General features: G+C 64.1%; 11 protein-coding genes. 5 read left to right on the forward strand and 6 right to left on the reverse strand.

Annotation, left to right across the window (positions count from 1 at the left end; genetic code table 11):
- Positions 1-31: 31 nt before the first annotated feature.
- The 4 genes from AC07WS_RS27535 to AC07WS_RS27550 are packed head-to-tail and all read left to right on the forward strand — an operon-like array spanning position 32 to position 3,817.
- Positions 32-2,200: an FUSC family protein gene (locus tag AC07WS_RS27535; protein WP_494732135.1), complete on the forward strand. Its 2,169-nt coding sequence runs from the start codon at positions 32-34 to the stop codon at positions 2,198-2,200.
- Between the two features lie 43 nt (positions 2,201-2,243).
- Complete coding sequence (locus AC07WS_RS27540) at positions 2,244-3,170, forward strand: EamA family transporter (RefSeq protein ID WP_494732136.1); 927 nt, start codon at positions 2,244-2,246, stop codon at positions 3,168-3,170.
- 39 nt (positions 3,171-3,209) lie between these two features.
- Positions 3,210-3,479 carry a type II toxin-antitoxin system RelE/ParE family toxin gene (locus tag AC07WS_RS27545; protein WP_494732137.1) on the forward strand — a complete coding sequence of 90 codons (270 nt, stop codon included), beginning with the start codon at positions 3,210-3,212 and terminating at the stop codon, positions 3,477-3,479.
- Between the two features lie 35 nt (positions 3,480-3,514).
- Positions 3,515-3,817, forward strand: a complete 303-nt coding sequence (locus AC07WS_RS27550; RefSeq protein ID WP_494732138.1) for a HigA family addiction module antitoxin — start codon at positions 3,515-3,517, stop codon at positions 3,815-3,817.
- Between the two features lie 7 nt (positions 3,818-3,824).
- On the opposite strand, the gene AC07WS_RS27555 is transcribed toward AC07WS_RS27550, so the two are convergent.
- Entirely contained in the window at positions 3,825-5,207 is a 1,383-nt protein-coding gene (locus AC07WS_RS27555) for a diguanylate cyclase (protein WP_494732139.1), read from the reverse strand.
- Positions 5,208-5,433: 226 nt separating this feature from the next.
- Here AC07WS_RS27555 and AC07WS_RS27560 point away from each other — a divergent pair, with 226 nt between their 5' ends.
- Positions 5,434-5,688: a hypothetical protein gene (locus AC07WS_RS27560; RefSeq protein ID WP_494732140.1), complete on the forward strand. Its 255-nt coding sequence runs from the start codon at positions 5,434-5,436 to the stop codon at positions 5,686-5,688.
- Positions 5,689-5,909: 221 nt separating this feature from the next.
- Here the strand turns inward: AC07WS_RS27560 and AC07WS_RS27565 are convergent, their stop codons facing one another.
- From AC07WS_RS27565 to AC07WS_RS27585, 5 genes are all read right to left on the reverse strand, one after another.
- A complete protein-coding gene (locus AC07WS_RS27565; RefSeq protein WP_494732141.1) occupies positions 5,910-7,376 on the reverse strand; it encodes an APC family permease in 1,467 nt (488 codons plus the stop codon).
- 341 nt (positions 7,377-7,717) lie between these two features.
- Positions 7,718-8,227 carry a DUF1993 domain-containing protein gene (locus AC07WS_RS27570; RefSeq protein ID WP_494732142.1) on the reverse strand — a complete coding sequence of 170 codons (510 nt, stop codon included), beginning with the start codon at positions 8,225-8,227 and terminating at the stop codon, positions 7,718-7,720.
- Between the two features lie 62 nt (positions 8,228-8,289).
- A complete protein-coding gene (locus tag AC07WS_RS27575; RefSeq protein WP_494732143.1) occupies positions 8,290-8,823 on the reverse strand; it encodes an EF-hand domain-containing protein in 534 nt (177 codons plus the stop codon).
- 91 nt (positions 8,824-8,914) lie between these two features.
- On the reverse strand, positions 8,915-9,919 hold the full coding sequence (locus AC07WS_RS27580) for a succinylglutamate desuccinylase (RefSeq protein WP_494732144.1): 1,005 nt from the start codon (positions 9,917-9,919) through the stop codon (positions 8,915-8,917).
- Positions 9,919-14,631 (reverse strand): NAD-glutamate dehydrogenase domain-containing protein, encoded by a 4,713-nt coding sequence (locus AC07WS_RS27585; protein WP_494732145.1) that lies wholly within the window; start codon positions 14,629-14,631, stop codon positions 9,919-9,921. The genes AC07WS_RS27580 and AC07WS_RS27585 overlap by 1 nt, the downstream gene beginning before the upstream one ends.
- Positions 14,632-14,683 lie beyond the last annotated feature (52 nt).

Here is a 14,683-nt window from a genome sequence, read left to right on the forward strand (position 1 = left end):
GCGCATGCTAGCTGCCCACAAGGCCATAGCCATGCATTACGCACTGAACCTGCGCACCTTTTTCTACAGCCATTACTTTTATCTGGGCCTGCGCTTCGCAGCGGGCCTGGTCGGCGTCACCCTGATCACGCTGCAATTCGCCGACCTGGCCACCGCCATGACGGTCTGCATCGGCGCGCTCTGCACCGCGCTGATGGACATGCCCAGTCCACTGCGCCACAAGTTTAACGAGATGAGCGCCTCGGTGCTGCTGTGCAGCGCCGTCACGCTGCTGATCAGCCTATGCGCGCCGGTGCACTGGCTGCTCATGACGATGCTGGTGGCGATCAGCTTCCTGGCCTGCATGATGGTCGTCTACGGCAAGAAGTCGATGCCGCTGCAACTGGCCACGCTGTTCATCATGACCATGTCGATGGAACACGACATGACGGCGCGCGAGTCCTTCATCCACACCGGCCTGTTCACGCTGGGCGCGGTGGCCTACCTGGCGTACGCGATGGGCATCTCGTGGATACTGCGCCACCGCATCAAGCAGCAGGTGCTGGCCGAGGCGCTGTTCGAACTGGCGGCCTACATCGACATCAAGGCCGACTTCTACGACACGCGCTACAACCTCACCGAGCAATTCAACAAGCTGGTACGCCATCAAAGCCTGCTGGCCGACCGCCAGCAGGCCGCGCGCGACCTGATACTGCGCAGCCACCAGAACAGCAAGGACGCCATCGTCGTGCAGACCCACGTCTGCATGCTGGACCTGTATGAGCTGGTGCTGTCCACCCACACCGACTACGCGCAGCTGCGCGTGCACCTGGCCGATTCGCCGGTGCTCAAGACGCTGCACGACCTGGCCTACAAGGCGGCGCGCGATATCGAGTCGGTGGCCTACGACGTCACGCGCAAGAAGGCGTCCTACCCGGAGATCAGCTACGAGCCGGAACTGGCCGCCATCGAGGCGGAGCTGGCGGCCCTGCAGCGGCGCGTGGACGAGGGCAAGCCGGCACAGGAGGCGCTGGCCGTGCTGCGCGCGCAGCGCAACAAGGTGCGCGCCATCATCAAGATGATCGGAGAGCTGCACCAGGCCAGCCAGAAGGTCTCCGACACCACGCCGTTCTGGGTCGACGCCGATATGGGCCCCTTCCTGTCGCAGCAGAAGTACGAGCTGCGCATGATCCTGTCGCACCTGCGTTTCGATTCGCCGATCTTCCGCTTCTCGCTGCGGGTGGCGATGGCGATCTCGGTCGGCCTGGCGGTGGCCGCGTGGCTGCCGTATGCGGCGCACAGCTACTGGATCGTGCTCACCATCGTCATCATCCTCAAGCCCAGCTTCAGCATGACCAAGCAGCGCCGCAGCGACCGCATCGTCGGCACCATCATCGGCTGCGTGATCACGGCGCTGATCATCAAGTACCTGAACTATCCGGCGGCGATCCTCGGCTTCCTGATTTTATCGACGGTGGCCACGCCGACCTTCATCTACATCCGCTACCGCTACGCGGCGATCGCGGTCAGCATCATGATCCTGCTGCAGATGCACCTGATCGCGCCCGGCAACCACGACCTGATCGTCGAGCGCCTGATCGACACCTTCATCGGCGCGGCGGTGGCGACCGCGTTCAGCTTCGTGCTGGCCACCTGGGAATACCAGACCCTGCCCCGCCTGATCCGCGAGGTGCTGGACGTGAATCTGCGCTACATGGAGGCCAGCTTCGATCTGCTGCAGGGCAAAGGCAAGGACGATTTCGCCTACCGCATCGAGCGCAAGCGCCTGATGGACAGCCTGGCCGCGCTCAGCTCCGCGCTGGTGCGCATGCTCGACGAGCCAACCAGCAAGCAGCGCGCGGTGGAGGACATCAACCAGTTCATCGTGCAGAACTACCTGCTGGTGGCGCACGTGGCCGCGCTGCGCGCCATCCTGCGCCGCCATGTGAAGGAGCTGCCGACGGAGCCGGTCAACGCCATGCTGCGCGAGAGCCACGAGCAGGTCATGCGCACGCTGGCGCAGGCGCTGGCGCCGCAAACCGCTGGCGCTACCCCGACGGCGGCGCCCACCACCGCGTCAGCCGTCGCGCCGGCAGCAGTCGAAGGTGCCGGCTTGCCGTGGTCCGGCTGGCCGCTGGTGCAGCGGCGCATCCGCCTGCTGCAGGCGGACGCCCTCAAGATCATCGTCCACAGCGAAGCCATCGTCCGCAACGTGGCCTGACCCTGCGCCTGCAGCACCGGCGCAGGCCTGTTAAGATGGGGGGATGAGCGCATCTTCCCCGTCCTCCTTCAGCACCCGCGACCTGATCTCCGCCCTGTTCGTAGTTCTCATCTGGGGCACCAACTTCGTCGCGATGAAGGTCGGCCTGCGCAACCTCACACCATTCCAGATGGGCGCCGCGCGCTACGTCTTCGCAGTGCTGCCGCTGATCCTGTTCATCCGCCCGCCCAAGCTGCCGGTCAAATGGATCGTCGCCTACGGCTTGTGCCAGGGCGTCGGCCAATTCGGCCTGCTGTTCCTGTCGCTGCGGGTCGGCATGTCGGCCGCACTGGCCTCCGTGATCCTGCAAACGCAAGTCTTCTTCACCGCCTTCTTTGGTTTCGCTCTGCTGCACGAACGCGCCAGCCGCCAGCTGCAAGCGGGCCTGCTGCTGGCCGCCGTGGGCCTGGTGTGCTTCGGCATGAACTATGTGCAGCCCGGCCACGCGGGCGGCACCACCGCCGGCGGCTTCGTGCTATGCCTGGCCGCCGCCGCGATGTGGGCGGCGTCGAACATCGTCGTGCGCCGCGCGCAGCAGGCCACGCCGCAGTTCGACGTGGTGGGATTCATGGTCTGGTGCAGCCTGGTGCCGATACTGCCCTTCATCGGCCTGTCGCTGGCCTTCGACGATCCGGCCACGCGCTGGAGCTGGACCAGCGCGCCGTTGGACACCTGGATCTCGGCGGCCTACCTGGGCTGGATGGCGACCATCCTCGGCTACGCCATGTGGACACGTTTGCTCAAGCGCCATCCGGTCAACCGCGTGGCGCCGTTCAGCCTTGGCGTGCCGGTGGTCGGCATCAGCGCCGGCATGATCGCGCTGGGCGACGTCATCACCGGCTGGCAGTGGGCCGGCATCGCGCTGATCGTCGCCTCGCTGATCTGCACCATGTTCGGCGGGCGCTGGCTGGGCAGCCGCAGCCATCGCTAGCGTCGATTGACTGTTAACCGGATAACAGATAACATTTACATGTCCATCCAATCGTTTTCCTGCAATGACACAGAAGCCCTCTTCACCACGGGCAAGAGCCGCCGGTTCGCAAATATCAAGAGCGTAGCCGAACGTAAGCTCACACAGCTCGATGCGGCGCCCTCGGTGAATTTTATGAAAGCCCCTCCAGGTAACGATCTGAAGGAGTACAACGGCGCTTGGCATGTACGCATCAACGATCAGTGGCGTCTTAGCTTTAAGTGGGGTGAGAATGGCCCCTACGATGTGTTGATCGAAGACCCACATTGACGGCGTAGAAACCCGAACACAAACGGAGTACCATCATGTTCAAAAACGGCATGCGTCCTGTCCACCCTGGCGAAATTCTGATGGAGGATTACATCAAGCCTATGGGCGTCAGCGTGCGTTCTGTTGCGTTGGCCCTGCATGTTCCCTATTCTCGTCTCAGCGAGATAACGAAAGGTGAACGCGGCGTGAGCGCTGATACGGCCCTTCGTCTGGAACGCTATTTCGGCAGCGAAGCCCAAGGCTGGTTGAACTTGCAAAGTGCCTATGATCTCCGCGTCGCCGAGATTTCCGCCGGAAAGGCCATCGCAAAAGCAATTCAGCCCCTCGTGTACCCATGATAAGCAGCTAGGCGAAGCAGACCCGGTTGCGGCCCGTCTGCTTGGCGCGGTACAGCAGCGCGTCGGCCTTTTGCAGCATCGCTTCGGCGGTGCCTGCGGCCAGGTCGGCGTACACGCCCATGCTCATCGTGACCTTCAGGTCCGGATGCACCTCATGCCACGGGAAGCCTTCGATCAGGTTGCGCAGCTTGTCGCACAGCGCGGCGGCTTGCGGCAGTTCGGTCTCCGGGAAGGCGATCACGAATTCCTCGCCGCCGTAGCGCGCCACCAGATCGCTCAGGCGCATATGGCTGCGCAGGATCTCGCCCACCTGGCGCAGCACCGCGTCGCCGGTGGCGTGCGAGAACTGGTCGTTGATGCGCTTGAAGAAATCAATATCGCCTATCACCACGCTCAATGGCCGCTTGTGGCGCACCGCGTGGCTGAATAGCGTGGTCGCATGTTCGTCGAAATGGCGGCGGTTGTGCAGCTTGGTCAGGGCGTCGCGCACGCTCAGTTCGCGCATCTGCTCCGCTTGCGCCAGTATGGTCTGGTGCGATTCCTTCAGCTCCTCGTGCGAGCGGGCCAGCTGCTCGCTCATGTCGTTGAAGGCGCTGGCCAGCGCCGCCACTTCATCCTTGCCCTCCACCGGCACCCGCTGCAGCAGCGAGCCGCCGTGCATGGCGCGCACCGCGCCGGTCAGGTGACTGAGCTTGCGGCTCAGACTCCGGCTTAACAGTACGCCCAGCAGCACCGCCAGCGCCGCCGCCGCGGTCACGCCGGCCAGCAGCGCCTCGCGCATCGCATCGATGTATTGCATTTCCTGTTTGCTGGGCGTGAACACTCCCTCCGGCGAAATGTAGGCGGCCACCCGGCCGTTCACCATGACGGCGCGCGCATCCTTGCGGGCCGATTCCGGCAGCAGTTCGCCGTGCCGGTACGCGCCGCCGCCCAGCAACACCCGGTAATCCTGGTCGGCCGCGATGAAGTGATACGGCGGCTCACCGCCGCGACGCGGCGGCGGCGGACGGTCGTCGCGGCGCGGAGGTGCATCGCCCTGAGGCGGACCTTGGCGCTCCTCTCCCGGCGGCGGTCCTGGACGGTCGTCACCCTGCGGCGGCCCCGGACGCTCCTCGCCATCCTGCCCGGACGGCGGCGGCGGACGGTTGCCCTGCGCCTCGCGCCGGCTGTGCATGAAGTCATCGAACGACTCCTTGCCGGCGGCGGCCTGCCAGCTGCCGTACTTTTGCAGGTAAGCGCTCATGCCCTCGTAAAAAGTGTCGGCGGCGTGCTGGCGGCGGATGATGTCGACCTTCTTGGTCATGCCCACGTAGGCCAGGCCACCCACCATCGCCACCGCCGCCAATCCGGTCAGCAGCAAGGCCAGCATGAATTTCGTGCGCAGGGACATCGGAGCTCCGTCAAATTATTGCCAGTTGGACAGTAATCATACCTGATGGCCGCCCCGCCGTAAAAAAATCCAGGCTTAAAAAGTTACTCTTGAGAACGCAATCTTCATAGGGAAAACCACCAGTTATATTGAATGCTTATGGCTAGTATCACAAATCAAAAGTTTGCTTATTACTGAAAGACGCGCATACTGCACTGCAACAAACAAACATTTAAAGGAGCTTGCCATGAGCGCATCGAACAACCTGACTTACACCGACTTCGCCACCCCTGGCTACGCCAGCAATGTTGCCGCCGCAGCGCGCCAACTGGTTGCCGCACTGTTCGCCGTCAAGCCACGTCCAGCCGTTGCGGCGGACGAAGTTGTGTCGCCGCGCCAGAAGGCATCCTCCGCGGCGCTGCTGAACAGCATGGCCAATGACTGGGAACGTCATTCCCCTAACCTGTCCGCCGAACTGCGCTTCCTGGCCTCGCGCGGCTAATTGCACCGAATTTAACTTCCTGGAGATCACCATGCTGACCATCATCGAAAACCTGCCTGCCGCCATCGCCCTGTCGGGCCTCGTACTGCGCCTCTACCTGGGCGCCAAGCCAGGCAAAGACGAAGCGTAAGCCGTCGTAGAAAAGCAAAAAGCCCCCATCAGCCTGACCGCGCTCAAGATCGCGGTCAGTGCCGATGGGGGCTTTTTTACGTCTCGCCGTTTTACGCGGCGTGATTCAATCGCGAATTGCGCATGCCGTACAGGAAGTAGGTCAGCACCGCAGCGCTCATCCAGATGATGAAGATGGTGTAGGTCGTCATCGACAGGCCGAACATCAGGTACAGGCAGGCGGAGATGCTCAGGCCCGGCACCACGTAGGGGCCGAACGGCACGCGGAAGCCCTTGGTGCCCTTGCCGTTTTCCTTCTTGCGCATCACCGGCACCGCCAGCGACACCACGATAAAGGCCGTCAGCGTGCCCATGCTGACCATATCCCACAGGAAGGTCGCGTCCACGAAACCGGCCACCAGGCCGACCACGACGCAGACGATCAGCGTGTTATGCACCGGCGACGCCGTGCGCGGATTCACCTTCTGGAACGACTTGGAAATCAGGCCATCCTTCGAGATCGCGTACAGGATGCGGGTCTGGCCGTAGATCGTCACCAGCGTCACGCTGAACACCGAGATCACCGCGCCCGCCGCCAGCACCAGCGCCGGCCAGGTCTTGCCGGTCACGTTCTGCAGGATCACGGCCAGGCCGGCTTCCTGCCCGGCGAACTTGTAAGCCGGCTGCGCGCCCATCGCGGCCACGGCCACCAGCAGGTAGAACAGGGTCACAATGCCCAGCGCCGCCAGGATGCCGATCGGCACGTTGCGCTTGGGGTCGCGCACTTCCTCGCCGGCGGTGGCCACGGTGTCCAGCCCGATGAAGGAGAAGAACACGGTGGCCGCGGCGGCCGTCACGCCGGTCATGCCGGTGATGTGGACGCCGTTGTCCGGGCTGAAGAATGGGTGGAAATTGTTTATATCAAAGCCAGAGAACGCGATCGCCACGAAGAAGATCAGGATCGCCAGCTTGATCATCACCATGATGGCGTTGGTGGTGGCCGATTCCTTGGTGCCGCGTATCAGCAGCAGGCAGCACAGGCCGACCAGCATGACGGGCGGCAGATTGATATGCCCGGCGTGGATCTCCATGCCCTTGGGGGTGGAGACGATCATCGGCGAGCGCAGCGCCTCGGGGATGTGCCAGCCGAAGGCATTGTTGAGGAAGTTGTTCAGGTAGTCGGACCAGCCGATCGCCGTGGCGCTGGCCGCCAGCCCGTATTCCAGCAGCAGGCAGGCCGCCATGATGAAGGCCAGGAACTCGCCGACGGTCGCATACGCGAACGAGTACGACGAGCCGGACGCCGGGATGCGGAACGACAGTTCGGCATAGCACAGCGCGGTCAGGCCGGCGGTGATGGCGGCGAACAGGAAGGACAGGATCACGGAAGGCCCCGCTTTCGGCACGGCCTCCACCATGGTGAAGAAGATACCGGTGCCGATCGTGGCGCCGACACCAATCATCGTCAGGGGAAACAAGCCTATGGAGCGGTGCAGGCTGTTGCTACTGGTAGGAGCAGTTTCTACTGTGTTATCGACCGGCTTGGTACGGGTCAGTTTCTGGACCAACGTTTGGTTCACAGGTAATCCTTGTGGGAGATATGTACGGGCAAAAAAACTAAGCGATTATAGGGCCTTCCGGGCCATCGCAATACAGTAATTTTGTGTTAGAAAAACAACTCAGACCCCAGGCGGGGTAAGGGCTCCGTTACAGTTGCTTACTTTTGATACAGCGGGATGTATAGATTGGAAATTGTTGTCAAGCTACTCTAGGCCCAAGTGTTACATCCAGCCAAGAAGGAGCCCATCATGCCAATTCAAAAGATCCCTACCGTATCCCGGCGTTTCCATCCTGCCGTCGCGGGCGCCGCCGTTGTTTTGCTGGGTCTGGCGGGCACCCTGGCGACCTGGTTGGTGCGCGGCTAAGCGTACGAGCCGAGGTAATCGCGCTTGCCGACCGGGACGCCCTGGTTGCGCAGGATGTCGTGGGCGGTGGCGATGTGGAAGAAGAAGTTCGGCAACGCGAACGTCAGCAAGTAATCGTCCCCGTTGAACTCCGGCTGGAACGAACCAAAATTAAGTTTGATCGCGCGCGCCTCGCTGCCGGCGAAGTCGCTTTCGGCGACGCTGTCCAGGTAGGCGATGGTGGCGGTGATCCGCTGCTGCAATTGAGCGAACGAGGTTTCGTTGTCCTCAAACTTGGGCGCGGGCACGCCGCTCAGGCGCTCCACGGATAATTTGGATGTGTCGCTGGCGCGCTGCACCTGGGCCGACAGCGGCAGCATATCGTCCGCCAACCGAGCGGAGATCAGCGCATCCGGCACCGAGCCATGCTGCTCGACATAGGCTTCCGCCTTACTCAGCAACTCCGACAACACCTTCAACCCACGCACAAACACGGGCACCGACACCCGATGCATCGATAACGACATCGCGAACTCCCGACATATGAAAGAGAACTGCGAGTGTAACGCAATCGACGCGATCGCGACGATCAGGCCAACTGGTCGACGTTGTTGCCGATTTTGCTGGCGTCGGAGGTTTTGTCGGGATGGGCGATGCTGTAGACCAGTTGCTCCTGTGCGGAGACCGTGCCGTCCTTGTTGGTGTCGGCCGCTTCGTAGGTTTTGCCGGAGCTGCTGACGCCACCCGCACCGCCGCCGCCACCACCGCCCGCGCCGCGCGCGCCTTCCGCATGCTGGCCGCCTTGCGGGCCGCCGGCGCCTCCCGCACCGCCGCCGGGGCGCGGTGGCGCGAAGGAACCGCTCTTGATCGCGGTCTCCAGGTCGGACTGGGTGATCGAACCGGTCTTCTGCGTATCGATCGCATCGAACTGCTTGGTGGCGTCATCGGCCGATACGCCCTTCGACGCCAGCCCCGATACGAATTCGTCCTTGTTGACCTTACCGTCCTTGTCGGCATCCAGGTCCTTGAACACCTTGGCCGCGAAGCGGGCCGCCCCCTTCGCGGGATCGAAGGTGGTGGCCTGGGTGCTGCCGCTTGAAGCGCCGCTGATTGCTGTCGTCATGTCGATTACTCCGTAAGTTAAGGAATGCTATTCCTGTTAACGAAACAATCCGTGTAACTATGACCCCGCAAGGTGTAAAGCGGCGTAAAGATCAGGAAACGCGCACCACCATCAGGCCCGCACGCAGGCCGACGCGCACGTCCGGGTTCGGGAACACCACCAGCTCCTCGGGATGCTGAACGGTGTAGACGGTGTCGCCATCGCGCGCGATTTCCTCGCCCTGCTTGAGCGCCGTGAAGTTGTGCGTCTCTTTGCCGAACGCCATCTGGAACTTGTCGCTCAACTTGATGATCTGACGCGCCGTGTTGAACACATGCGGCTGCTGCTTCGCCTCACGCCTGGCCGCGCCGCGCAGCAGATCGTCCAGCGCCAGCGACGCATCGGCAAACTGCGACAAATCGTTCTGCCCCAGCGTGCCGATACGCCCCAACTCCACCGTGGTGCCGGCCGCCGCGTGATGCTCGGCCGAATAATAGCTGTACGTCCCCACCGAAGCGGGATTCATGATGACCGCACCAATGCCGGCCAGGCCTAGCCACTCGATCAACTCGCGGCGCGGCTGATCGGCGATCAGCTCCGGCACGATGGCGAAGGTCGGATACACCGACGGCCGTATCGCCGTATGCAGATCCAGATGCCAGCGCACCGGCCCCGCGCCCTCGAAGAAGGCCGCCGTCGCGGCGACCATCACATCGGCGCGCGCCGCTTCGGCCGTGCCTTCCAGCGAACCGCGCTCCTTGCGGAACATGCGGTTCAAGTCGGCGTCAATGAAACGCTTGCCGGCGCGGATGGCGCCGATATTGCCGACGCAAAGCATCAAATTGACTGCGAGCGAGGAAGCCTGATGCGACAAGGCCTCCAGCAGATACGCCACCACCTCGATCGGGCCGGTCTCGTCGCCGTGCACGCCGACCGAAACCAGCACGCTCGGACGTTCACCCTCGGCCTTGATCGTCAGGATGCCGTCGGCCGGCTGCGTCACCGCAAACCCGGCCGCCGAAAAGCGCTGCGCGACCACGCTGAAATCCGCCTCAGCGAGCGCACGCACAGGGCCGGGTAATTGACCCGCCGGCAAAGCCTTGGGTAAATCGCTCATTACACCACCAACATCGTGTTACCGGAATTGGTCGCCTCGGACAACGCCCAAACGTCCAGCATCGCCTGTTCCAGATCGGCCGACGCAGCGTAGCCGGACAAGCCCAGCGTGTTGGCCACGACTTCCACCGCTTCCGCCGCCGTATGGCCGCCGGTCGCATGCTGCAGCACCTGCGACAGCAGGCGTTGCTGCGTGCGGCGCAGCGCGTTCTGCGCGTAACTGCGCAGCTGTTCCTGCGAACGGCTGGTGGCCGGCAGTTTCAGGCCGCGCTCCAGCGTGTCGATGCCGACCTGCGCGCGCAGCGCCAGGCCAACCTGCAGGAATGCCGGCAGGTCCATGCCTTCCGGACGCGATACCGACAGCGCCGCGAACACAAACGCCGCCACCGCGTCGATCGCATCGACAGCCTTCCAGGCCTGTACGAATTCGGCGCGCAGGCCGGACGTGATGTCCGCATCCGACTGACCATCGGCCGGCGTCAACTGCGCCAGCGTTTCAGGCTTGGCGAACAGCTTGGTCAGCTCGGCCACGCCGGCGCGCAACTGGTCGGCAGGCACCGTCAGCACGCCTTCGATCACCGACTTTTGCAGCACGCGGGTGCGCGCATCGACCTTGATCGACACGGCACGCGGCACCTTCAGCGCATCCGCATCCAGCGTCGTGAAGATCGGCGCCAGGTTCAGCGCGGACCATGCCTGGCCCCACGCCAGGATCACTTCCGATTCGTCCACGCCATGTTCGCCGGCCAGTTGGCGCAGCATCAGCGGGCCGCAACGGTTGACCGATTCGTTGGCCAGCACGGTCGCCAGGATGGCGTTGGCCAGCGGGTGCGCCAGCGCAGGACGGGTTGCCACCAGCAGGTCCGGGAAGTACGGCTTCAGCACCGACTCGGCCCAGCTCAGGTCCGTCAGCGGCAGCGCCGACAGGATGCGCTTGTAGCGGTTCTTGACGTTGGCGATTACCACCGCCAGTTCCGGCGTGGTCAGGCCACGGCCGTCGGCCTTGCGGCGCGCCAGTTCGGCCACCGATGGCAGCTGCTCCAGTTCACGCGACAGCGCGCCCTCTTCCTCCAGCGACGCGATCAGCGCGGCATAGCCATCCTGCACCGCGGCGTCGGTCTGCGCCTGCGCCTCGCGCACCAGCAGCTGCGTTTGCAGCGTGTTGTCGCGCAGGACCAGGCGTTCGATGTCGGCGGTCATTTCGTTCAGCACGCGGTTGCGGTCTGCTTCGCTCAACTGACCGGCGTTCATTTCCACGTCCAGCCACATCTTCGCGTTCACTTCATGGTCCGAGCAATCCACGCCGGCCGAGTTGTCGATCGCATCGGTGAAGATGCGGCCGCCCGCCAGTGCGAACTCGATGCGGCCGGCCTGGGTCGCACCCAGGTTGCCGCCTTCGGCCACGACCTTGCAGCGCAGCTGGTTGCCGTCCACGCGGATGTTGTCGTTGGCGCGGTCCTTGACCTGCGCGTGCGATTCGGTCGACGCCTTGATATAGGTGCCGATGCCGCCGTTGTAGAACAGGTCCACAGGCGCCAGCAGGATGCGGTGCATCAGTTCCTCAGGCGGCAGCGAGGTCTCCTCGATATCCAACGCGGCGCGGATCTGCGGCGACAGCTCGATGCTGCGGGCGGTACGCGGGTACACGCCGCCGCCGGCCGAGATCAGCTCCTTATTGTAGTCGTCCCACGAGGAGCGCGGCAGCGCGAACATGCGCTCACGCTCGACGAAGGATTTTTCCATGTCCGGATTCGGATCGAGGAAGATGTGACGGTGATCGAAGGCCGCCACGATTTTCAGTTTGCGCGACAGCAGCGCGCCGTTGCCGAACACGTCGCCCGACATGTCGCCCACGCCGACCATCGTCACCGGAGTGGCGTGGATGTCGTGGTCCATTTCGTAGAAGTGGCGCTTGACCGCTTCGAACGCGCCCTTGGCGGTGATGCCCATCTTCTTGTGATCGTAGCCGTTCGAACCGCCCGACGCGAACGCGTCGCCCAGCCAGAAGCCGCGCTGCACGGCGATGCCGTTGGCGATGTCGGAGAAGGTCGCGGTGCCCTTGTCGGCGGCCACCACCAGGTACGGGTCGTTTTCGTCGTAGCACACGGTGTCGGCCGGCGAAACGATCTTGCCCAGCACGCGGTTGTCGGTCATTTCCAGCAGGCTGGCGATGAACAGGCGGTACACCGCTTCGCCTTCGGCCGCGATGGTTTCACGCACGGCGTCTTTCGGCATCTGCTTGCAAACGAAGCCGCCCTTGGCGCCGGCCGGCACGATGACGGCGTTCTTCACCATCTGTGCTTTCACCAGGCCGAGGACTTCGGTACGGTAGTCTTCCATGCGATCCGACCAGCGCAGGCCACCGCGGGCGACCGGGCCGCCGCGCAGGTGCACGCCTTCGAAGCGGCGCGAGAACACGAAGATCTCGCGGAACGGACGCGGCTCCGGCACCAGCGACAGATTGCTGGTGTCGAACTTGAAGATGATCTTGTCGCCCTTCTGATTGTTCTGGAAGTAGTTGGTGCGCAGCGTGGCGGACATCAGGTCCGTCATCGCGCCCAGCACTTCCTCGCTGTCGGCGTGGTTGATCGCGGGCAGGCGGCTCTTGATGCCGGCCAGCGCATCCAGCGCGGCGGCGCGGGTGGCGTCGTCCAGCGCGGGGTTGAAGCGCTGCAGGAAGGCGTCCACCAGCTGCTTGACCACCACCGGCTGCTTGCGCAGCGTCTCGGCGATGTAGCGCACCGAGAAGCGGCTGCCGGTCTGGCGCCAGTAGCTCATGTAGGCGCGCACCAGTTGTACCTGGCGCACGCTCAAGCCGCCTTCGATGACCAGGCCATTCAGGCGGCCGTCTTCGGCTTCGTTGTTGAACAACGCGGTGAACAGCTCCTGCGCGACCGGCACGATTTCCGCCTTGGCCAGGTTGGCGCCGCTGGCGGCATCGACCGACAGGCTGGTGACGAAATGACGCTGGCCGTCCACGCGCAGCGAGTGCGCCTGTTCGCGGTCGATCGCCACGCCGGCGTTATGCAGCGCGGGCAGGATGGTCGACAGCGACGGCACGCGGTCGACGGAGTACAAACGGATGGTGGTGGCGTCGGCCACGGTTTCCACGCGCACGTCCACGCGCGACGGATCGGTGTTGCGCAGGATGGTGCCCAGGTCGTGGAAGGCCGCTTCCGGCGCGGTGGCGGCAACGTAGTCGGTCGGCAGCGTGGCGCACATCTTGCGCAGGCTGGCGCGCAGCGGCACGTCGGCCACGGCGTCGGCCAATGCGGAGAACTGGTCGTGCCAGCCGTCCAGCACCGACAACAGCGGCTGCTGGATATCGGATTCCAGGTCCAGCGGATAGCGCGCGCCGTGCGCGATCAGGTACACGCGGGCCAGCGGGCCGTCGGCCACCAGCGTCTGCGAGCTGACATGCTGGGCGCCGGAGCTGGCCTGCAGCGCCTTGGCCAGCGACGAAGCGACGCTTGCGCTGTAACGCTCGCGCGGCAGGTAGACCAGCACGTTCAAGTGGCGCGCGTACACGTCGCGGCGGGCGAACACCTTGGTGCGCGGCTGCTTGTACAGCGACACCACGGCGCCGCACACTTCGGCCAGCCATTCAGGTTCCGCTTCCAGCGCCTCGGTGCGCGGCAGCGATTCCAGGATCTCGATGAATTTCTCGGCGCGGAAGCCTTCCTGGCGCACGCCGGCGATGCTCAGCACCTTGGCCACGCGGCCGCGCGCGAACGGCAGGCGGTTCAGCGGCGTAGCGGTCGCGGCGCGGGTGAACAGGCCCACGAAGCAGTATTCGCCCAGGATCGCGCCTTGCGCGTCGGTGTGGCGGATGCCGATGAAGTCCAGCTGCTGGTCGCGGTGCAGCGTGCCTTCCACGTCGGCCTTGACGATGGACAGCGTGTGCACGCGCTTGGACAGCGTGTCGAAGTCGCCAGGGATATTGGCCAGGCAGGTGCCGTAGACCGGATGCGCCGTATCCTGCAGCACGCCGATGCGGCTCGGGATATCCCGTTCCAGTTCGCGCGCGCCCGGCTTGACCTGGTAGTAGGCGTAGCCGAACGGCTCGAAGCCCTCGGTCTTGGCCCATTCCAGGAAGGCGGCGACTTCCTTGCCCTCTTCGCCGTGCGCCGATGCTTCGGCGCCGATGCGGCTGAAGTGATCCAGCATCGCTGCTTTATCGCGGCGCACAACGGCGGCGTCGCGCGACACCATTTCCAGGCGCTCGGCCAGCATGCCGATTTCGGCGTCGGCCAGGTCTTCGGACAACAGGCACATGACATAGGATTCGAGCTTCGCGCCGCTCTGGCCGACTGCGGTGACCACGCCGTCCGCGTTACGCGCAACCGGCAGCACCGAGTTCAGGACACCACTGACGCCCACGCGCAGCTTGCGCATCGCCATGACGATCGAATCGACCAGGTAAGGCATGTCGTCGTTCAGCACCAGCAGCGCGGTGGCCATGCCGCCGCGGCCATCCGCGTAGCGCAGCTTGGCGATCTGCGCGCCGGAGCCGGAACGCTTGGAGGCTTGCGTGAAACCGTCCCACAACACCGGGGCCAGGCTACCGGGGGCGGTGCCCGCCAGGTCTTCATCGTCCAGGGAACCGAGCCAGGCGCTGATCAGCGCTGCGACCTGGCTGCTGTCGCTGGCCGGCTTGCTGGCGTTGACCAAATCAAGCGTCTGTGCGCGCAGGTCTTGTGGCATTTGTTTCATCGTGCTTCTCCAATACGTTATGTGTATTTTATGTTGCAGAGCCGCGCCGGCT

It is taken from the genome of Duganella sp. GW821-FHT01E12 (genome assembly GCF_059422325.1).